The organism is Pseudoalteromonas sp. MEBiC 03485 (assembly GCF_004195145.1).
Classification (GTDB): domain Bacteria; phylum Pseudomonadota; class Gammaproteobacteria; order Enterobacterales; family Alteromonadaceae; genus Pseudoalteromonas; species Pseudoalteromonas apostichopi.
The window spans coordinates 45355-67309 of sequence record NZ_SGBT01000001.1 but is presented as its reverse complement, the minus strand read 5'-3'; the positions used below and the strand labels follow the sequence as shown (position 1 = coordinate 67309).

The window sequence follows — 21955 nt, the reverse complement described above, 5'->3', positions numbered from 1 at the left end:
CCCAATCATAGCAATAAAAAACTGATGCCGAAATGAATCATTTCGGCATCAGCTCTATTTGCTTATGAGTTAAACATTGAAAGAGGTTTTGGCATGTTTTTCGGAAAACTAATATGGTAGTGCAAGCCTTTACCGACTTCGCTTGATACCTCAATATCGCCACTTAGGGTTTGTTTAACGAGGTTAAAGGTAATATGTGTGCCCAAACCACTGCCGCCTTGGTCGCGTTTAGTAGTAAAGAATGGGTCGAAAAGCTTTTCTAATTGCTCTTTTGATACGCCATTACCATTGTCTTTAAAGTCGATGACAACTTCGTCATCTTCTTCTTTGATAACAATATCAATAACACCACTTTCAATACCTTCAAAACCATGAATGAGTGAGTTCATAATCAAGTTTGTGAAAATTTGGCTGATAGCACCCGCAGGTAGGTTAAGCGTTAAATCATCAGGGCAATCTAAATTAATGTGATGCGATGTTTTTTTGAGTTTTGGATGTAAAGAGCGGATCACTTCACCTAAATACTCTTTAAAATTAATTGTTCGTACCGCTTCACTGGCTTGGTCGACTGCAATTTGCTTGAAGCTTGCAACCAGCTCAGAAGCACGGTCTAAGTTACTGGTGAGTAAGCTGGTGCTTTGTTTAGCATCATTAATAAATTCTTCCAGTGCTTTTGGCGACAGAGTCTTATCTTTGTAAGCTGCTTCAATTTGGTCTAAGCGCTCTTGTAAAAAGGAAGTTGCAGTAACACCAATCCCAATAGGTGTATTAACATCATGAGTAATACCTGCAACTAAGCCGCCTAACGCAGCCATTTTTTCTGAGCCTACTAAGCGCTCTTGTGCCATATTAAGTTCATCAAGGTAGCGTTGTAACTCAGTTTGCTTAGTTATTAGCTCTTGTTCAGTTTGCTTACGTAAATCGATTTCTTCAGTAAGTGTTAGCTTTTGTTTTTCAAGCTCGTATTTTTGTTGCTGCAAGTCCATCATAGCTTGGCTTAGGTTTGATGTTTTGCGTGCGACTTCTTGTTCTAACTGCAAGTTATGTTGGTCGAGCTTTTCATTACTTATCAAAAGTTCTTTTTGGGTATGTTCGAGCTCTTCACGGTAAAGTACCACTTTATCAATTAAGCGGTTGAAAGATTCTTCCATTACTTTTAATTCGTTATGCTCAACGGTTTTGATCTCGATATGGCGACCTTCTAAATCGTTTAGTTCTAGATCTTCAATTTGTTCTGTGAACTGTGCCAATGGCTCGGTTAAGCGCTTTCTAAATGCGAGTAAGAAAAGAATGATCAAAAAGGTGGTTTTGATCATCGCATTTCCGATTAAAAAATAGATAGAAATCATGATGCGGCTAAATACCACTTCACGGCTTGAGAATAGGGTTACGTCGCCTACTTGGGTTGTTTTACCCGAGAATTCAAAAATAAGTGGGAATGTATAACCAAATAAACCCGACGGCGTATCTTCGATAATTGCTTCTTCTTGAACTAACTGTTGACTGTAAAGCTCATGAATATCTAACGAACGCCCTAATTGTGAGAGTACCTCACCACTATCATCACGCACAATAATGCCTTCGATCATAGGGATTGCCAGTAGGCCCTCAGCCGTCGTGATGGTTTGTTTATCGTTCAGTTCCCAAATTGCACGGGTTAAACTACGGCTAAATGTTTTTTGTAAAGTAGTTAACTCGTCGCGAATGTAATCTTTTGTATTAACGTACTCAGCAATAACCTGTCCACACGTCACCACGAAGGTTAGTAAAAAGTAGACAGAGAGCACATTTGTTAATAATTCTTTTGACAGGCTTTTTTGTAGCATGGAATATCCATAGCTCCTTGGTGACAATTGTAATACATTCAGCTAGTTCTAAAGTTAGCTAATAAATGGTTAAAAAGAAATAAATATATCCTTTTTTACTGGAACATTTATAAATTGTTAGTATTTTTTGAAAAAGCTTAGCCTTACTGCGCTTTAAAAATTGTGTTATAAATTTATTTCACCTTTAACTTTTTTAACATTAGCCTTTTTTAATGTTGTATTTGCTACAGCAAAGATTTTTATTTCATGAATAATCCTAATTTTTCAGTACTGGTCTGTGATGACTCAAATATTGCCCGCAAGCAGGTAGTGCGCTGTTTAGGGGATTGCTTGAATGCAGATATTCAACAAGCAACCAATGGGCGTGAAGCACTTGCGTTACTGCGCGAACATAATTTTGATCTACTCTGTTTAGATTTAACCATGCCTGAACTGGATGGAGTCGCTGTGCTTGAATCTATTAAAGCAGAGAAAATAGAATGCTTTGTAATAGTTATTTCGGCTGATATTCAGACTGAAATGAAGCAAAGAGTAGTAAAGTTGGGCGCCATTGATTTCATTGATAAGCCAATAGATCTTGTTCGTCTAAAAGCAACTTTGCATAAATTTGGTATTCATTAATCTTTTAAATAACACAAACGCATAATTTATCTTTTCTTTAAGGGTTGACAGCCTGACTACATTTAAGGCAGTCTAGAGTCTATGAAAACATTTAATCACGCAACGACCATTATTATTACAACCATCATCCTTACTGGATAGTGGCATAGGTCGGTGCAACAAATTTATAGGCCTGTGTTCACTAGAACACAGGCCTTTTTCGTTTATGGAATGAGGAAACATAAATAATGCGAGTATTAAAATTTGGTGGGTCGTCCTTGGCCGACTACGCATGTTTGCAACAGGTAGCTCAGTTAGTCAAAGAAGAATTACGCGATGAAATGCTGTTAGTGCTATCAGCTCCAGGTGGTATGACTGATTCATTAGTCGCGTTAGCAAGTACTGCAGAACATGGGCAGGACTTTAGTGAGCTATGGCAAGCATTGGTTGCGCGCTGTGAACAACTAAAAGCTGCTGTTGAAGCTGATTTTGGTCAGGTAGCAAGTTGGCCTAACTTGAATGAACTGAAGAATAAACTAGATGGTGTTGCACTTTTAAAGTGCTGCCCAGACCAAGTACGTGCCTATACTATTAGCTTTGGTGAGCGCGTAAGTGTTGCTTTGATGGAGTGCATGCTTAAACAAAGCAATGCTCGCTATCTAGAAGCGACTGATTGTATTGCCTCTGTGGGCGGCTACATTGATGCTGAAGCTGACTTGGCTGCAAGTAAGTTGCGTTTTCAAGAAGCACTAAAAGCTGCACCGAGCACTATTTATATCATGCCGGGCTTTACTGCTGCTAACGAACAAGGTGAGCTAACAACACTTGGTCGAAATGGCTCAGACTACTCAGCGGCAATTGCTGCAGCATGTTTAGAAGCCGATGTATGTCAGATCTGGACTGATGTTGATGGCGTTTATAATGCTGATCCGCGTTATATCAAAAAAGCGTCTAAGGTTGATTCACTATCATATAAAGAAGCGATGGAGCTTTCTTATTTTGGGGCGAAGGTATTGCACCCGAAAACGATTTTACCTTGTGCCAAAGCGGGTGTGCCGTGTGAGATCAAAAATACACATAATCCACGTGCTGAAGGCTCAGTGATCAGTAACGACAGTGTATCTAACGAGCCTGTTAAAGCGCTATCAAGTCTACAAAACCTTGCTATGTTAACTGTTTCAGGCCCAGGTATGAAAGGTAAAGTGGGCATGGCATCAAAAGTATTTAATGCACTTGCTCATGACAATGTTTCAATTGTTTTAATCACTCAATCTTCATGTGAATTTAGCATCAGTTTTTGTGTTCATGAAAGCGACCTATCGCTTGCCCTTGAAGCACTTCAGACTGCTTTCGAATTAGAATCACAAGCTGGCCTAATCGAACCAGTTCAAGTGCAGCGTAACCTTGCTATTGTCACTTTAGTAGGCGATAACATGCGTGCTCACAAAGGGTTAGCGGCTAAGTTCTTTGCTTCGTTAGCACAAGCGCAGGTTAACATTGTTGCAATTGCACAAGATTCCACTGAAAGTGCAATTTCAGCGGTCATCGACGGTGAGTTTTGCAACGACGCTGTAAAAGTTTGCCATGAAAATTTCTTTACCCACATTCCTTCAATTGATGTTTTTTTACTTGGTTGTGGTTTGGTTGGTCAAGAGCTTATTCAGCAGTTACAACGCCAACAAGCGTGGCTTGAAAAGCGTAACATTAAGCTGAACTTATACGGTGTTGCTAACTCAAGACAGCTTTACCTTGATAGCGAAGGTATTGCTTTTAATGGCTGGCAAGACAAACTAGCCGAGTCAGAGCAAGCATTTGATTTAAGTTTGGTGGAGCAATTTGTAAAACAAAACCACTTAATCAACCCTGTGATAGTTGACTGTAGTTCGGCCGATAAGCTTGCTGCGCAATATGTGGATTTCTTGAATGCCGGTTTTCATGTTGTTGCTGCTAACAAAAAAGCCAATACTAGCTCATATGCTTACTACCAAGATTTAGTTGCAGCAACACAAAAGAATAATCGTAAATTTTTATACGAAACAAACGTAGGTGCAGGTTTACCGGTACTTGATAATCTTAAATCGCTATTTGGTGCGGGCGATGAACTCATTAAATTCAGCGGTATCTTATCGGGTTCATTATCGTATATGTTTGGTGCACTACAAGATGGTTTATCACTTAGTGAAGCAACATTAAAAGCAAAAGAAAGTGGATTTACAGAGCCTGATCCGCGTGATGATTTATCTGGAACTGATGTTGCTCGAAAACTACTCATCATTGCCCGTGAATCTGGTCTTGAATTAGAACTAAGCGATATCGAAGTTGAATCTGTTTTACCAAAAGGGTTTGCAGAAGATGATTCTGTAGCCGATTTCATGGCAAAACTACCATCACTTGATGCGCAGTTTAACGACCGCATTCAAAGTGCTGCAAGTGAAGGTAAAGTACTTCGTTATGTGGGCACTATTGAAAACGGTCAATGTAAAGTAGGCATTGAAGCCGTAGATAGTAGCCATGCTCTTTACGATATCCGTGACGGTGAAAATGCATTGGCAATCTTAAGTCAATATTATCAACCACGTCCGTTTGTGATTCGTGGTTATGGCGCAGGTGCTGAAGTAACGGCTGCAGGCGTATTTGCTGATATCTTAAAAACGTTAACGCGCTAGGAGCAGGTCATGATCCGTGTATACGCACCCGCTTCAATCGGGAATTTTGCTGTCGGCTTTGATGCACTCGGTGCCGCGCTCGCACCTATCGATGGTACTTTATTAGGCGATGTTGTAGAGGTTAGTGCCGCAGAGCAAGATACTTTTGTATGCTCTGGCGACTATGCCCATAAACTGCCAGCTAATGCTGAAGAAAACTTAGCTTATCAATGTTTAATTCACTTTAAAGAGCACGTTGCGCCGACTATGTCAGCAGTAAAGCTTGAGCTTAAAAAGAATCTACCGATTGGCTCTGGTTTAGGTTCAAGTGCTTGTTCTGTAGTGGCTGCGTTCGCGGCCCTCGATAAGTTCGCCGAAACGAATTTATCCCAAGAGCAACTTATCGAGTTGATGGCTGACTTTGAAGCCATTGTTAGTGGCGGCCGTCATTACGATAACATCACGCCGTGTTATTTAGGTGGTTTGCAATTAACGGGTGAACTCATTCCGAACAAGTCAATTTCGTTACCTGTTGATAATCAATGGTATTACGTAGCGGCTTTCCCTGGTTTTTCACTGAATACCGCAAAAGCGCGTTCGGTCTTGCCAACGCAATTATCAATGCACGACAGTGTTGAATTTGCACAGCGGCTTTCTGCGTTTAGTAGCTTATTGCTCACTGGCCGTTTTGATGCTGCACTATCAATTATGTCTGATGAAATAGCCGAACCGTATCGTGCACCGCTTATTCAAGGCTTTGTCGAAGCGAAAAGTGCTTTACCAGAGCTTGGCGCTGAAATTGTCAGTATTTCAGGTGCTGGGCCAACATTATTTACCGTGTGTAAGAGTCTTGAAGCTGCACAAAAGTGTGCAGCGTGGCTGAATGATAATTACATTAATGAGCAGGGCTTCTGCCATATCTGCCAACTTGATCAACTTGGCACGCGACAGCTTTAAAGAATTTAAGGAATAAACATGCAATTACATAATTTAAAAGATGAAACACAACAGGTGTCGTTTGTGGAAGCGGTAAAAACGGGTTTAGGCCGTAATCAAGGTGTGTTCTTCCCTGATAGCCTATCGCCAATACAAGACATTGATTCTTTATTAGATTTGGACTTTGTTAGTCGGAGTAGTAAGATTTTATCGCACTTAATTGGTGATGAATTACCTGCTGATACCGTCGCACAGATGGTGCAAAACGCTTTTAACTTCGATGTGAAGTTGGTAAAAGTTGAAAAAGACATTTATTGTTTGGAGTTATTTCATGGCCCAACGCTTGCTTTTAAGGACTTTGGCGGTCGTTTTATGGCTGAGTGTCTTGCCCAATTTAACCAAGGCGAAAAAGTCACTATTTTAACGGCCACATCGGGCGATACTGGCGCAGCCGTTGCTCATGCATTTTATAACAAGCCAAATATAGATGTCGTGATCTTATACCCAAAAGGTAAAATATCATTAGCGCAGCAAAAACTATTCACTACTTTAGGTAATAACATTCACTGCTACGCCGTTGATGGTAGCTTTGATGACTGCCAAAGTATGGTAAAACAAGCTTTCTTAGACGATGAAATTAAACAAAAGCTAGGTTTAAACTCAGCGAATTCAATCAACATCAGTCGTTTAGTTGCGCAAGTATGCTATTACTTTGAAGCAATTGCGCAATTACCAAAAGAGCAGCGTAGTAAAGCGCATATCTCAGTACCTAGTGGTAACTTTGGTAATGTATGTGCGGCGATGATTGGTGCTGTACTTGGAATGCCTGTTGCTAAATTAAGTGCCACAACTAATCAAAACGACACTGTGCCACGCTTCTTGCGAAATAAAGAGTGGGCGCCAAATGACACACTTGAGTCTTTATCGAACGCAATGGATGTGAGTAAACCGAATAACTGGCCACGCGTTCAATTTATGCTAGATAACGAATGGTTTAGCTATGATGACTTTTATTCAAGCTGTGTTGGTGAAGAAGAAACAAAAGAGGTGATGAAAAAAATTCATCAGACTGGCTATATCGCAGAACCTCATACTGCAATTGCTTATCAAGGCTTGAAAGAAAATCTAGCTGACGGTAGTGCAGGTATATTTTTAGCGACCGCACACCCTGCTAAATTCAAAGACAGTGTAGAGCAAATTTTAGACATTGAACTGCCAATGCCAAAACCGCTTGCTGATGCATTGGCAAAGCAGTGTTTGGCTGAAGATATTAAGTTTGATTATCAATTGCTTCGAACAGAGCTGCTAAATAAATTAGCTTAATACTAAAAAAAGAGCGGCGAAGCCGCTCTTTTTTAATGAAGTAATGAATGACTATGACGGTTTAAAACTCGCATGCATAAAATGACCACCGCAGCAATACATAGCAAAATACTGATCACTGAGACTAATTCATTTTGTGTCCATTGCATCAAAGTGAAAGCCGAAATAAAAATAATAAATGGTTTAAATTCATAGTAGTAGTTGGACTTTTTTTGTTTAACTCGCTGGCTTATATGATCTGTTCTTCTAGCTTCTGAGCGCATTCGCCAAATGTTAGCGCCTAATAAAAATAAAGTTACACCAATTAATGTTGGTACATAATTATTTGCTAATGTGATGCAGCTCATGCCGAGAAAGAAGTATCCGTAGGGGACTAATTCATATATAGGTTTAGCTAACATGTACTTATACCATCCTTGATATTGACTAGGAATATAAGCTTAGTTCGCTTCTATTGAAACGCAATAAAGCGTTGATAATTTTATCTAGAGTGACATTTTAAAAATATATGTAATATTTTAAATCTATAATTTTTTTTTATGTATCAATAAAAAAATATCATTATTAAAACACTGTGAAATAAATTCAATCCCTGTTTAAATATGTTCATCTTTACAAGATAGGCAAAAGTGCGTTTTAAGCGTACAATACAGCCTTCAAAAAACACCATACACGTTGCCTTAGGAGACCCCATGTTAGAACGTAGCATGAATATTTCGGATTTCGATCCAGAGTTATTTGCAGCCATCACTAAAGAGACGGCTCGTCAAGAAGAGCACATCGAACTGATCGCGTCTGAAAACTACTGTAGCCCACGCGTACTTGAAGCGCAGGGTTCTCAGCTTACCAACAAATACGCTGAAGGTTACCCAGGCAAACGTTACTATGGCGGTTGTGAGCATGTTGACGTTGTTGAGCAACTAGCAATTGATCGTGCAAACGAATTATTCGGCACAGATTACGCTAACGTCCAACCGCATGCGGGTTCACAAGCAAACGCAGCTGTTTTCCAAGCTCTTCTTCAGCCGCATGATACAGTACTAGGTATGAGCTTAGCTCATGGTGGTCACTTAACTCACGGTTCACACGTTAACTTTTCTGGTAAAACGTATAATGCAATTCAATACGGCCTAAATGACGAAACTGGCGAAATTGATTACGCTCAAGTTGAAGCACTTGCATTAGAGCATAAGCCAAAAATGATCATCGCTGGTTTCTCTGCATACTCAGGCGTTGTTGACTGGGCTAAATTCCGTGAAATCGCTGATAAAGTTGGTGCATATTTATTCGTAGATATGGCTCACGTTGCTGGTCTTATCGCAGCGGGTGTATACCCAAGCCCAATTCCTCATGCACACGTTGTTACTACGACAACTCACAAAACATTAGCAGGCCCTCGTGGCGGTCTAATCGTTTCTGCATGTGGTGATGAAGAGATCTACAAAAAGCTAAACAGTGCTGTTTTCCCTGGTGGTCAAGGTGGTCCTTTATGCCACATCATCGCTGCTAAAGCGGTTGCTTTCAAAGAAGCATTACAGCCAGAGTTCAAAGCGTACCAAGCACAAGTTGTTAAGAACGCTCAAGCTATGGTTGAAGTACTTCAAGAGCGTGGCTATAAAGTTGTTTCTGGTAAAACAGACAACCACTTATTCCTTCTTGACCTAATTGACAAAGATATCACAGGTAAAGATGCTGACGCTGCACTAGGTAACGCTAACATCACTGTTAACAAAAACTCAGTACCAAACGACCCACGTTCACCGTTCGTAACGTCTGGTCTTCGTATTGGTTCTCCGGCTATTACTCGCCGTGGTTTCAAAGAAGCTGAGTCAAAAGAGCTTGCAGGCTGGATCTGTGACGTACTAGACAACATCAACGATGAGTCTGTACAAGCAGAAGTAAAAGAGAAAGTTAAAGCTATCTGTAAAAAATTACCAGTTTACGCTTAATTACTGGTTAAACCGTAATTAAGATAACAATAGCGTTGTTTTTTGCTATTATAAAGGCCGCTTAGTAAGCGGCCTTTTTTTGTTTTTTATAAACGGAAGTTGAACCCTATGCATTGCCCTTTTTGCACCGCAAAAGATACCAAAGTAATTGATTCTCGACTTGTTGGCGGTGGTCACCAAGTTAGACGTCGACGTGAATGTAACGAATGCCATGAGCGCTTTACCACCTTTGAAGGCGCTGAACTTGTGATGCCAAGAGTGATTAAGCAAGACGGTAGTCGCGAACCATTTAACGAAGATAAGTTACTCAATGGCTTGCATCGCGCTTTAGAGAAACGCCCAGTTAGCACTGAGCAGGTCGACGAAGTCGTTAACATTATTAAATCTCAACTTCGTGCTACTGGTGAGCGTGAAATATCTAGCCATTTAATTGGCGAGTGCATCATGGAGTCACTGAAGAAACTCGACAAAGTGGCCTATGTGCGTTTTGCATCTGTATATCGTTCATTTGAAGATATTCGCGAGTTTGGTGAAGAAATCGCTCGTTTAGGTGATTAACTATGTCATTCACAGAGCTTGATATTGCTTATATGGCGCGTGCCATTGAGCTTGCTAAACAAGGGCGTTTTACCACGACTCCAAACCCTAATGTTGGCTGTGTACTGGTTAAAGATGGCGAAATAGTCGGTGAAGGGTTTCATCAACTAGCAGGGCAGGGCCATGCTGAAGTAAATGCCTTGGCTGTGGCTGGCGACAATGCGAAAGGCGCCACAGCATATGTAACTTTAGAGCCTTGTAGTCATTATGGACGCACTCCGCCTTGTGCCGAAGGTTTAAAAGCAGCTGGTGTCAGTAAGGTTATTGCTGCCATGGTCGATCCTAACCCTGCGGTGAGTGGTCGTGGTCTACAGATTTTAGCCGATGCTGGTATTTCAGTGGCATCCGGTTTACTTGAGCAACAAGCGCGTGACCTAAACAAAGGCTTTTTAAAGCGTATGGAAACAGGGGTACCATATGTGACTTGTAAAATGGCCTGTAGTTTAGATGGCAAAACCGCGCTAAATAATGGTCAAAGTAAATGGATTACTGGTCCTAAAGCGCGCCAAGATGTGCAAGCATATCGTGCGCAAAGTTGCGCTATCTTGACGGGGGCTGACACAGTCATTACTGATAATGCAAAACTCAATGTGCGCGTTGATGAACTGCCATTTGCTATGCCTACATCCTTGCCTTTGCGCCAGCCTACTCGAGTGATTATTGATTCACAAAATAGGTTAACGCCTGAACTTACATTATTTAGCATTGAAAGTCCGGTGATTATTTTCACTACATCGCTTGATAAACAACATCAATGGCCTCACTTTGTTAAACACGAAGTTGTACCAGCAGTTAATAATAAAGTTGATTTATCCGCGGTTTTAAAGCGTCTTGCTGAACTACAATTTAATCAGATATGGCTCGAAGCAGGAGCGACCCTTGCAGGGGTGTTTGCTGAGCAGGATTTAATTGACGAATACATCGTTTATATTGCCCCTAAGTTAATAGGTGATATGGGCAAAAGCTTACTAAACTTTGCAGAAGTTACCGTGATGAGTGATATCACTGAACTGACTTTTACTGATACAGTGATGATTGGCGACGATATTCGCTTAACAGCTACAAAGCAAAGCAAGCCACAAAAATTGAAAAATAAAGAGTAGCACTATGTTTACTGGAATTATTGAAGCAACAGGTAAAATTGTTGAACTAACACAAAAGCAAGGCGATCTGGCTATTCGTATTCAAAGCACTAATTTGGATATGAAAGACGTCAAGCTCGGTGACAGTATTGCCACTAATGGTGTGTGTTTAACGGTTGTCGCTAAACATAGCGATGGTTTTAGTGCTGACTTATCTAACGAAACAATCAGCTTAACTGGGTTTGCGCATTATAAAAAAGGACAAACAGTCAACCTCGAAAAAGCCATGCAACCCGTTTCTCGCCTAGGCGGGCATTTAGTATCAGGTCATGTTGATGGTATTGCGACTGTAGAAAGTATCAGTCCTAATGCCCGTGCAACAGAGTACTGGTTAAGTACAGACAATGATTTAATGAAATACATTCCGTACAAAGGTTCGGTATGTATTGATGGCATTAGCTTAACGGTCAATGAGGTCGAACAAAACCGCTTTAAGCTTACTATTGTTCCGCATACCGCTGAACAAACAACGATTGCAGAATTTCAGGTGGGTACTCAGGTGAACTTAGAAGTTGACCAGATTGCTCGCTATTTAGAGCGCCTAATAAAAGGGGCCGAACAACCTTCCCGTTCAGACATATCAATGAGCTTGCTAGCACAAGCTGGCTTTATTAAATAAGCAAAGATAGTCACTATTAATAATACTCTCATGGGCATATTATGAATTTACACAGCGCGCAAGAAATTATCGATGACATTAAAGCCGGTAAAATGGTTATTTTAATGGACGATGAAGACAGAGAAAATGAAGGCGATTTAATCATCGCAGCAGAGCATATCAGTGCAGATGCCATCAACTTTATGGCAACGCATGGCCGTGGTTTAATTTGTTTAACTATGACACAAGAGCGTTGTCAACAGTTAGAGTTACCACTCATGGTTAAAAATAATGGTGCTGCTTTTTCGACTAACTTCACCATGTCTATTGAAGCGGCGAAAGGCGTAACGACAGGTATTTCTGCAGCTGATCGTGCTCGTACAGTACAAGCTGCTATTGCTAAAGGTGCCGTGCCAAGCGATATTGTTCAACCGGGGCATATCTTTCCTATTATGGCGCAGCCAGGTGGCGTGCTAACTCGAGCGGGTCATACCGAAGCGGGTTGTGATTTAGCGCGTTTAGCGGGCCTTGAGCCTTCATCAGTGATTGTTGAAATCTTAAATGCTGATGGCACTATGGCACGTCGCCCAGATCTTGAAATTTTTGCTAAAGAGCATGACTTAAAGATTGGCACTATTGCAGATTTAATCGAATACAGAAACCTAAACGAAACCACCATCGAGCGTGTTGCCAAGTGTAAATTGCCAACTGATCACGGCGAATTTGATTTAGTTACTTACAAAGACACCATTGATGGTCAACTTCACTATGTCCTACAAAAAGGTGAAGTATCTAAAGATGAGCCGACGTTAGTTCGTGTTCACTTACAAAGTACCTTCAATGACATCTTATTATCAGATAGAAGTGCTGATCGTAGCTGGGGCTTATCAGATGCTATGGCTTATATCGCTGAGCACAACGGCGTACTGGTTATTTTAGGTAAGCAAGAATCAACGGAAGACCTAGAAGCAACCGTTAAAGCATTTGCTGCACAAGATGCTGGCGAAAATGTTAGTCACCGTAAATTCCAAGGTACATCGCGTACTGTGGGGGTGGGTTCACAGATCCTTGCTGATTTAGGTATTGAAAAGATGCGCTTGATGAGCCGTCCTAAAAAGTACCATGCGTTATCTGGTTTCCACTTAGAAGTGGTTGACTACGTTGAGCCGCAGTCATAATTAGGCAAATTGTTGGAAAACAGATTTACTAGGCTACTTTTATATTTTTGTGGTATTATGCGCCGTAATTTTTGCGCAATCGCAACCGCTTAAACTTATTTTTTAGGGTTATTAAATGAAAATTATTGAAGGTAACAAATACGCACCGGGCAAAAAGTTTGCCATTGTCATTTCTCGCTTTAATGACTTTATTGGTAGCAGCCTATTAGCAGGCGCTGTTGATGAGCTTAAGCGCACAGGTGGCGTATCTGAAGACGACATTACTGTTGTTTACGTACCAGGTGCCGTTGAATTACCTTTAGCAGCGAAACGCGTTGCAGCAAAGAAAGAACACGATGCAATCATCGCTTTAGGCGTAGTGATCAGAGGTGGTACGCCACACTTTGATTTAGTCGCTGGCGAATCAAACAAAGGTCTTGCGCAAGTATCTCTTGAGTATGATATCCCGGTTGCATTTGGCGTATTAACCACTGAAAGCATTGAGCAAGCAATTGAGCGCGCAGGTACCAAAATGGGTAATAAAGGCGGCGAAGCTGCTTTAGGTGCGCTTGAAATGGTTAATGTGTTAGACAAAATTTAAGTTTAAGGAATCTCTGTGAAACCAGCAGCAAGACGTAAAGCACGTATCTTAGCACTTCAAGCCGTATACTCTTGGCAGTTAAGCGGTAACCCGATTGCTGATATCGAACAGCAAATGTTAATTGAAAATGATGTGACTAAGATCGACGTCGAATATTTCAAAGACCTAGCACGCGGTGTTGTTGTTAACTGTAAGCAATTAGATGAAATCGTTGCGCCACATTTAGCACGCCCAGCAGATGAGTTAGACATGGTCGAAAAAGCAATTTTACGTCTGTCTGGCTATGAGCTGAAATTCCGTGAAGACGTACCTTACAAAGTAGCAATCAATGAAGGCATTGAGCTTGCTAAGATGTTTGGTGCTGAAGACAGTCATAAGTTTGTCAACGGTGTACTTGATAAAGCAGTGAAAGAACTGCGTAAGTAAGTAGCACCGTAAAAGGAGAGCCGGCTTGGGCCGGCTTTTTTGTGTATGAAGGAATTTGAATTAATCAATCGTTACTTTAAAGGCCGTGGTATTATTCGCCATGATGTGAACCTAGGTATTGGTGACGATTGTGCCTTGGTATCTGTGCCTGAAAACTGCCAATTGGCAGTAACAACAGACACGTTAGTTGCGGGGGTACACTTTTTTGATGACATCTCTCCTCGTGCTCTTGGGCATCGAGCTTTAGCTGTTAACTTAAGTGATCTGGCGGCTATGGGTGCAGAACCAACGTGGATTTCGGTTGGCTTAACTTTGCCAGAAGTAAACATAGAATGGCTTGAAGAGTTCACCGAAGGTATGCATGAAATTGCAGAGTACTTCAATGTGCAGATCATTGGCGGTGATACCACCCAAGGCCCTTTAACTATTACAATTTGTGCTAAAGGCATCGTACCTGAAGGCAAAGCACTACGTCGTAGTGGTGCTAAAGTTGGCGATTGGATTTATGTAACAGGCCCATTAGGTGATGCTGGTGTGGCAATTGAAGCTCGTAAACAAGGACTTGATATTGCCCCTGAACATTTAAATTATTTAAATAATCGCTTTGATTACCCGACTCCGCGTGTTGCAGCGGGGCAGGTGTTACGAGGTGCAGCCTCTGCGGCGATTGATATATCTGATGGCTTATTAGCTGATTTAGGACATATTTTAGCGCTATCGCAAGTCAGTGCTGTGATCAATGTCGATAAAGTGCCAGTCTCTGATGCACTAAACTCTTCAATTCCACGTGCAGAGCAGTTTGATTATATCTTAAATTACGGTGACGATTATGAGTTGCTGTTTACTGTGCCTGAAAGTAATAAAAGCATGGTTGATATGAAGTTGCGCCAGTATGGTGTTGAAGCAAGTTGTGTTGGGCAAATTAAAAGTGGCGAAAGTGACATTGAACTATTACTTGATGGTGAAAAATTTAACTATCAAGGCAAGGGTTTTCAGCACTTCACGAAGGAGCCGGTTTGAGCAATAACCGTTTATTCAATTTAAAACGCCCACACCAATTTTTTGGTTTGGGTTTTGGCTTAGGCCTTGCGCCTAAAGCTCCAGGCACCTTTGGTACCTTTGCTGCATTGCCGTTTATTTTTACCACAATGTACTTTCCGCTATGGTTACAGATTGTGTTTGCAATCGTGATCAGCGTATTTGGTATTTGGGCATGTGGTAAAACGGCAGATGACTTAGGGGTACACGATCATCCTGCCATTGTTTGGGATGAAGTTGCTGGTTATTATATCACCATGATTGGTGCTGCACTGAATTGGCAGTCACTGTTGGTTGGTTTTTTGTTGTTTCGTTTTTTTGATATCGCTAAACCAGGTCCTATCAGAATTCTCGATAGACGTTTACACGGTGGCTTGGGCATCATGGCTGATGATATTTTAGCAGGTATATTTTCATTAATTTGTGTTCAAGCCTTGTTTAAAGCTGGCTATTTGCCTTTTTAAACGATGAGTTAAGTGTTACTTGGTGGCAAGTATATGATGCGATTTCTAGTTGTCTGTTTGTTGATGCTTTGCAGCATGCCTGTGTTTGCATCTATTACTGACTATGTCGTTAAACAGTGGAACATCCAAAATGGCTTGCCATCACAATCTTTAAAAAGTATTGCTCAAGATGAGCAAGGCTATATGTGGCTAGGCACACAGTTTGGCTTAAGCCGATTTGATGGTAATACTTTCACCAACTTCAATACGCAAAATAGCGACTTCCTGCCAAGTAACGGTATTAATAAGTTATTGGTTGATAGCACAGGATTACTTTGGGTAGGTACCAAAAATGGCTTGGTGACACTTGATCCTAAAACTATGATGTCGCAAACCTTTAACGTCAAAGGCCCTGTGCGGGATATTCTTGAAGACTCCAAAGGTAGTATCTGGATTGCTGCGAACGGCCTTTATTATGTTGCTCGAAATCAAGTCACACTAAATCAAAACTCAGCGTTAATCGTACCGGTATCTAATGCCACTGCAATTACGCAAATTGTTGGTTCAGTGAGTCAAATGGCTTTGTCGCCAGAAGGTATTTGGCTGGTTAATGAGCGTCACTTACTGCGCTTAACTAATACCTCTTCTGACTTTGCAAAATTACGATTAGAACTCACTGCAAAAGTGTCATTACCTGAACGATTAGCACAAACCATTATTCATGATATGGCTTGGCTTGAAGGTAACTTATACCTAGCCTCAGAGCTAGGTGCTTATTTTCTTGATTTAGATGATGAGCTGCGTCCATTCCCACTGCCAAATGCGAGTAACTCTGCTGTTTATAAGTTTATGAGTGACTCTGATGGGGCGTTATGGATTTCGACCTATGGCAGGCTGTTATTTCGTGATAACTCAGGTGATTGGCAATGGGTTGAGCCAAGTCAGCTAGATCAGAGTATTTGGTTTGCTGATATCTTTCGTGATAATCAAAATAATATTTGGCTGGCAAGCTTCAGTGAAGGTTTATGGCTTGCTCATGAGGGGCGTATTGAACGTCACTCTGCTATTTCAAATATGACAGAAGCGGTGATGGCTATTAGCCAAGCACCTGATGGCAAATTATGGGTGGCCAATCGAAGTGGTGTTGGCTACTTCGATTATAACAAAAATTTTGTAAATCAAATTCCGAGTAATCAATTTGGTCGAGCTGCGGTGCACGACTTACAATTTGATGGAGACCGTTTGTACATCGCAACTGGTCGCGGTGTGTTTTATTACGAAAACCAAAACTTATATACAGTCCCTGGGCGAGCGCTACGAGATAACCCTGTATTCGCAATTAGCCGTTCTAGCAAAGGCGGTTTTTGGCTTGGTACTGGCCGAGGTATGTATCGCTTAAGTTATGGTGGTTTAACACCATTTGCTTACAATGCATTCTTAAGCAGTAAATTTATAACCTATGTTCTTGATGAGCAAAACTTTGGCTTAATTGGTACCAGTAAAGGGGCTTATTACTTTACCGACCGAGGTATTGAGAAAATTGGCGACCAAACTAGTTTAGAAAGTGCTTACGTCACCAGTATTTTAAATATTGAAGGGGTGGGGATATTAATAGGCTCACTTAACGATGGTCTATTTTATCGCAGTACCAAAGGTCAGTGGCGTCAGTTAGATGCGACCGATGGTCTACCGTATGGGTCTATTTTTAGTCTCGTTTACGATAAGCAGTTAAAGCGTATTTGGGTAAGTACCATGAAAGGCGTATATCGCATGCCGGTAGAGCAGTTTGGTACTGACATTGAGAGCTTAAAAGTAGAACAAGTGATCTCATCGTTTGACCGTCAGCTCGATGGTAAAGCTAGTCAATGTTGTGCCGGTCTTGGCCATGATGCTGTGGCAGATACAGGTAACTCTATTTGGTACCCAAGCCTACAAGGTGTTGTTGAAATTCCAAAGAGTGTTGAGCTCTTTGGTGTGCAAGCTCTGAAACCTCGTATTGAAAGCCTGATCACGCCGCTTCGTCATTTAAGTACGGCAACCTTAGGTAATAAACCTGAGCTGCAAATTGATGAGCGTGATGTGACATTAAAATATACTGCGATTGATTATTATGCCCCTTCAAGTATTGAGTTCCGTTACCGCTTAAGTGGCTTGGACAGTGACTGGCGTTATGCTAATACTCGTCGTGAGGCAATTTATACCAACTTACCGCCGGGTTCTTTTTTATTCCAGCTTGAAGCAAAACGCCGTGGTGAAGATTGGCAAAAAGCACGTCGTACTGAGTATAGTTTTGTGGTGCCGCGTCGCTTTGACGAGACTATCTATTTCAGACTTTTGATCACCAGCAGCTTTATTTTATTGTTTTATCTTGTGTTCTGGGTATTTAGAGCGCAAGAGAAACGTAAACAATTAGCTCTTGAGAGCTTAGTAACAGAACGAACTGTTGAGCTTCGTGAAGCCAACGATAAGCTTAATCAAGTAAATTCACAGCTTAAGTTAGTTAGCCATTCTGATGAGCTTACTGGATTACGTAGCCGCCGTTTCTTGTTTGATCAACTACCAAAAGATATCGAGCACTTCCAGCGAAACTCGCAGTCATTACAAGCGCAGGGCAAATCATTGGTATTGTTGATCATTAACTTTGATAACTTTAGCCGAATTAATGATGCTTATGGGCCACTTGCAGGCGATAGCTGTTTACAGCAAATGGCAACCTTACTTAATAGCCGTACACAAGGTTCTGACTATGTCGCACGTTGGAGTGGTGATGAGTTTTTACTCTTACTACGTGATTTCAAACGTACAGCGATAGACAATTATGTTGCTGATTTATGTGAAGCGATTGCAGCAAATCCATTTAGATTACCAAATGGTGAGTCAACCACCATTACTGCGTCGATTGGCTGGTCTTTCTACCCATTACCTTTATTGGGTGGACAAGTTATTGGTTGGGAAACTTCAGTCAATCTTGCTGATATCGCATTACATCAAGTTAAAAAGCGTGGTGGTGATGGTGTTGCAAACATTACCTTTGATGAGCAATTAGATGCCTTTGAGTTCGAGCAAAGCAATAATGTTGATCAGCAGCTCAGTGCATTACAAGCTAATGGCTTAGCCGATATAAAAATTTGGATGCGATAGAGTTTCCATTGGTATTATACCAACCCGCAATAATACTTAATCATTTTGAGGGATTAAACCTGTCGCTAACTGCGTTAAAAATTTCTCATTTAGAACAACTAAATAACGAAATTTTTGCCTTGTTATCAACGAGGTTTAATTGCCTCAAAATAGACTACTTAATTAAGCGGATTGGTATTAAAAAAGGAGCTTTAAAGCTCCTTTTTTGTGAATGCTGTTTGGCTTAAGCCATGAACTCTTTGATGCTAGCTAAGATGCCATTAGCATCTAAGCCCATTTCGGCGTGCATTTCATCTTGCGTGCCATGCTTAATGAACTCATCTGGAATACCTAAGTTTAAGATAGACACGTTAGCCTTAATTGCAGCTAGGTGCTCATTCACAGCAGAACCTGCACCGCCCGCAATGGCGTTGTCTTCTAAGGTAACAATCACATCATGGCTAGCTAGTAATTCGCTAATAGCATCAGTATCAAGAGGCTTAATAAAGCGCATATCAATCACTGTTGCGTTAAGTTCATCGGCGACTACTTTGGCGTTCTCTAATAGCGTACCAAACGACAAGATTGCCACTTTGCTACCTAGCTTGATGCTACGCGCTTTACCAATTTCAATCGCGCTCATTGTCGATTCAACGTCACAATTACCCGCACTACCTCGAGGGTAACGAACAGCAACAGGTTGATTGCATTGGTAACCTGTATACAACATTTGGCGACACTCATTAGTATCGCTTGGTGCCATGATAATCATGTTAGGAATACAGCGCATAAAGCTCAAGTCATAGGCTCCTTGGTGAGTTTCACCATCTGCACCTACAATTCCTGCACGGTCAATAGCAAATAAAACAGGTAAGTTTTGTAATGCCACATCGTGGATAAGTTGGTCGTAAGCGCGTTGCAAAAAGCTTGAATAAATAGCAACAACAGGTTTTAAGCCTTCACAGGCAAGGCCAGCTGCAAGCGTTACAGCATGTTGTTCAGCAATAGCTACATCAAAGTATTGCGCAGGGTACTCTTTAGAAAAGCGCACCATGCCAGAACCTTCACGCATCGCTGGGGTAATTGCCATCAGCTTGTCGTCTTGTGCTGCCATATCGCATAACCAGTCACCAAATACATTAGAAAATGTAGCCGCGCCAGGTTTTGATTTTGGTAATTTTGACATGCTAGGATCAAATTTTGGTACGCCATGGTAGCCAATTGGATCCGCTTCAGCAGGTTTATAACCTTTACCTTTTTGTGTTTTGATATGCAGTAACTGCGGACCTTTAAGGTTACGCATGTTACGTAAGGTATCGACCAACATATTAACATCATGACCATCGATTGGGCCGATGTAATTTAGGCCTAACTCTTCAAAGAAAGTACCTGGAATGACCATACCTTTTAAATGTTCTTCCATTCGACTGGCAAGCTCTTTCACAGGTGGTAAGCCTGAAAGAAGTTTTTTGCTACCTTCACGAATATTGGTGTAGAAGCTACCAGACAAAATACGTGCAAAGTGATTGTTTAGTGCACCCACGTTTTCAGAGATCGACATTTCATTATCATTTAAGATAATTAGCACATTAGGGTTTACATCACCCATGTGGTTCATCGCTTCAAATGCCATACCTGCAGTAATCGCACCATCGCCAATAACAGCAACTGTTTTACGATCTTTACCTTCTTTTTCAGCAGCAATGGCCATACCTAGTGCAGCCGAAATTGAAGTGCTCGAATGACCTACACTGAAGGTGTCGTAAGGGCTTTCTTCACGGAATGGGAAAGGGTGTAAGCCGTCTTTTTGACGAATAGTATGCATTTGGTCACGACGACCAGTTAAGATTTTGTGTGGGTATGCTTGATGACCCACGTCCCATACTAAACGATCTTCAGGCGTGTTATAAACATAATGAAGCGCAACCGTTAGTTCAACAGTGCCTAAACCTGATGCTAAATGACCACTACTTTGCGAAACTGAGTTAAGTAGGTATTCGCGTAACTCTTTACTAAACGCAGGTAACTTGTCTTGCGCTAAATCACGCAGTTGTGCTGGTTCGTCAACCAAACTTAATAATGGATACTTGCTACTATCAAGTGTCATGATTTTATATACATCCTTCGCTAACCAGAGTGCATTATAGCCCATTGCTGCTCTGATTTTTTAGTTATTTTGTCTTTCTTTTTTAGGCATTAATAATTACGTTCAACGATATAGCTAGCAAGGCTTGCCAGTTCGCTGGTGTCGTAATCAATTGCCTCAAGAGCTTGATGAGCTTGAGCTAGTAAGTCTTGTGCTTTTTGCTTTGCACCTGCCATTCCCAATAAAGCAGGGTAAGTTGCTTTATTGGCGGCAATATCTGAACCTTGTGGCTTACCTAATGTTTCAGTATCAGCTTCTACATCTAGGATATCGTCTTGTACCTGAAAAGCCAGACCTATTGCTTGGCCGAATAAGTTCAACTGCTTTAGAGTATGTTCATCGCAGCTATTAGCACTTAATGCACCAAGTGTAATTGCACAGTTTAGTAAGGCGCCCGTTTTTAACTGATGAATACGCTCTAGCTGAGACACGCTAATTTCTTTATCAGTCGCTTCTATATCCAGTGCCTGTCCACCTACCATACCTTCAATACCTGAGGCTTTGCTTAACGAGGCTATCATTTTTACCTGCTGGCTCGCAGGAACTGAAAATCGGTGGTTGGCGATTAAATCAAATGCTAGTGTTTGTAATGCATCACCAGCGAGTATTGCTTGCGCTTCACCATAGACAATATGACAGGTGGGACGACCACGTCTTAAGTCATCGTCATCCATTGCAGGTAGGTCATCATGGACTAATGAGTAGCTATGAATACATTCAATGGCAGCAGCAAGAATATCGAGATCGGCCTTGTTAGCACCCATCATTCGGCCCGTCGCATATACAAGGTAAGGACGTAAGCGCTTACCACCATTTAAAACACCATAATGAGTAGCTTCTTTAATGTTCTTTTCGGTATTAAGTGGCTGTGCGAAATAGCGATTTAAATGTGCCTCAACGTCTTCTCGAGCGCGTTGTAATTGTTCTTTTAGTTGCACTTAATTAGTCCAAGTTTGAATCAAAATTGCTAAGAGGAGCTTGGCTATCGTTACCCATTAAGATGGCAACTTTTTGTTCGGCTTGTTGCAACTTACCAGATGAAGCATTCGCCAGCGCAATACCACGTTCAAATTGTTTTAGTGATTGTTCTAAAGACAATTCACCTTGCTCCATTTGTGCAACTATTTGAGATAATTCATCCAGCGCTTCTTCAAAGCTTAGGTTTTCTGGTTTCTTTGTTGCCATTGTGGCCTCGATAGCTGTTAGAAAGTGAGGCCAATTTTAGGGGGAATGCTAAACTAGGTCAAAGAATGATGTGTTTTTTTACGCATAATCCATTTTCAATATGTTATTTTTACGCTTTTACATACAGCTTAAACTTGTAGCTTAAAAATCTTACATTAAAATATAATTAATTCATTTAATGATTTAAGTATTTCAATTGCTTGCCGATAAGCAGTTAATAATA

General features: G+C 41.2%; 19 protein-coding genes. 14 read left to right on the top strand and 5 right to left on the bottom strand.

What is annotated here, in order from left to right; genetic code table 11:
* Positions 1-62 precede the first annotated feature (62 nt).
* On the bottom strand, positions 63-1826 hold the full coding sequence (locus EVU92_RS00310) for a HAMP domain-containing sensor histidine kinase (RefSeq protein ID WP_130049563.1): 1764 nt from the start codon (positions 1824-1826) through the stop codon (positions 63-65).
* Between the two features lie 246 nt (positions 1827-2072).
* Here EVU92_RS00310 and EVU92_RS00305 point away from each other — a divergent pair, with 246 nt between their 5' ends.
* From EVU92_RS00305 to thrC, 4 genes are all read left to right on the top strand, one after another.
* Positions 2073-2447: a response regulator gene (locus tag EVU92_RS00305; protein ID WP_130049562.1), complete on the top strand. Its 375-nt coding sequence runs from the start codon at positions 2073-2075 to the stop codon at positions 2445-2447.
* Between the two features lie 227 nt (positions 2448-2674).
* Entirely contained in the window at positions 2675-5092 is a 2418-nt protein-coding gene (thrA, locus tag EVU92_RS00300) for a bifunctional aspartate kinase/homoserine dehydrogenase I (RefSeq protein ID WP_130049561.1), read from the top strand.
* 9 nt (positions 5093-5101) lie between these two features.
* Positions 5102-6028, top strand: coding sequence for a homoserine kinase (gene thrB, locus EVU92_RS00295; RefSeq protein WP_130049560.1), 927 nt, complete (start codon positions 5102-5104; stop codon positions 6026-6028).
* A gap of 18 nt (positions 6029-6046) precedes the next feature.
* The gene (gene thrC / locus EVU92_RS00290) at positions 6047-7330 is read left to right on the top strand and encodes a threonine synthase (RefSeq protein WP_130049559.1); all 1284 of its coding nucleotides are present in this window, start codon (positions 6047-6049) and stop codon (positions 7328-7330) included.
* A 32-nt stretch (positions 7331-7362) separates the two neighbouring features.
* Here thrC and EVU92_RS00285 read toward each other — a convergent pair whose 3' ends face one another.
* A complete protein-coding gene (locus tag EVU92_RS00285; protein WP_130049558.1) occupies positions 7363-7731 on the bottom strand; it encodes a hypothetical protein in 369 nt (122 codons plus the stop codon).
* Between the two features lie 291 nt (positions 7732-8022).
* Here EVU92_RS00285 and glyA point away from each other — a divergent pair, with 291 nt between their 5' ends.
* The 10 genes from glyA to EVU92_RS00235 all read left to right on the top strand — a co-directional run bounded on the left by glyA (position 8023) and on the right by EVU92_RS00235 (position 18422).
* Complete coding sequence (gene glyA / locus EVU92_RS00280; RefSeq protein WP_054552577.1) at positions 8023-9279, top strand: serine hydroxymethyltransferase; 1257 nt, start codon at positions 8023-8025, stop codon at positions 9277-9279.
* Between the two features lie 108 nt (positions 9280-9387).
* Positions 9388-9837 (top strand): transcriptional regulator NrdR, encoded by a 450-nt coding sequence (gene nrdR, locus EVU92_RS00275; protein WP_054552576.1) that lies wholly within the window; start codon positions 9388-9390, stop codon positions 9835-9837.
* Between the two features lie 2 nt (positions 9838-9839).
* Entirely contained in the window at positions 9840-10979 is a 1140-nt protein-coding gene (ribD, locus tag EVU92_RS00270; protein ID WP_130049557.1) for a bifunctional diaminohydroxyphosphoribosylaminopyrimidine deaminase/5-amino-6-(5-phosphoribosylamino)uracil reductase RibD, read from the top strand.
* Positions 10980-10983: 4 nt separating this feature from the next.
* On the top strand, positions 10984-11637 hold the full coding sequence (locus tag EVU92_RS00265; RefSeq protein ID WP_130049556.1) for a riboflavin synthase: 654 nt from the start codon (positions 10984-10986) through the stop codon (positions 11635-11637).
* Positions 11638-11678: 41 nt separating this feature from the next.
* Positions 11679-12794 (top strand): bifunctional 3,4-dihydroxy-2-butanone-4-phosphate synthase/GTP cyclohydrolase II, encoded by a 1116-nt coding sequence (ribBA, locus tag EVU92_RS00260; protein ID WP_130049555.1) that lies wholly within the window; start codon positions 11679-11681, stop codon positions 12792-12794.
* A gap of 115 nt (positions 12795-12909) precedes the next feature.
* Positions 12910-13374 (top strand): 6,7-dimethyl-8-ribityllumazine synthase, encoded by a 465-nt coding sequence (gene ribE / locus EVU92_RS00255; RefSeq protein ID WP_054562661.1) that lies wholly within the window; start codon positions 12910-12912, stop codon positions 13372-13374.
* Between the two features lie 15 nt (positions 13375-13389).
* Positions 13390-13800 carry a transcription antitermination factor NusB gene (gene nusB, locus EVU92_RS00250; protein WP_054552571.1) on the top strand — a complete coding sequence of 137 codons (411 nt, stop codon included), beginning with the start codon at positions 13390-13392 and terminating at the stop codon, positions 13798-13800.
* A 45-nt stretch (positions 13801-13845) separates the two neighbouring features.
* Positions 13846-14820 (top strand): thiamine-phosphate kinase, encoded by a 975-nt coding sequence (gene thiL / locus EVU92_RS00245; protein WP_130049554.1) that lies wholly within the window; start codon positions 13846-13848, stop codon positions 14818-14820.
* Entirely contained in the window at positions 14817-15302 is a 486-nt protein-coding gene (locus tag EVU92_RS00240; protein WP_130049553.1) for a phosphatidylglycerophosphatase A, read from the top strand. The genes thiL and EVU92_RS00240 overlap by 4 nt, the downstream gene beginning before the upstream one ends.
* 33 nt (positions 15303-15335) lie before the next feature.
* Positions 15336-18422, top strand: coding sequence for a ligand-binding sensor domain-containing diguanylate cyclase (locus EVU92_RS00235; protein ID WP_130049552.1), 3087 nt, complete (start codon positions 15336-15338; stop codon positions 18420-18422).
* 223 nt (positions 18423-18645) lie between these two features.
* Here the strand turns inward: EVU92_RS00235 and dxs are convergent, their stop codons facing one another.
* The 3 genes from dxs to xseB form a co-directional block, all read right to left on the bottom strand.
* Positions 18646-20508, bottom strand: coding sequence for a 1-deoxy-D-xylulose-5-phosphate synthase (gene dxs, locus EVU92_RS00225; protein WP_130049551.1), 1863 nt, complete (start codon positions 20506-20508; stop codon positions 18646-18648).
* An 89-nt stretch (positions 20509-20597) separates the two neighbouring features.
* Positions 20598-21485 carry a (2E,6E)-farnesyl diphosphate synthase gene (ispA, locus tag EVU92_RS00220; RefSeq protein WP_130049550.1) on the bottom strand — a complete coding sequence of 296 codons (888 nt, stop codon included), beginning with the start codon at positions 21483-21485 and terminating at the stop codon, positions 20598-20600.
* A gap of 4 nt (positions 21486-21489) precedes the next feature.
* Positions 21490-21732, bottom strand: coding sequence for an exodeoxyribonuclease VII small subunit (gene xseB / locus EVU92_RS00215; RefSeq protein ID WP_054552565.1), 243 nt, complete (start codon positions 21730-21732; stop codon positions 21490-21492).
* Positions 21733-21955 lie beyond the last annotated feature (223 nt).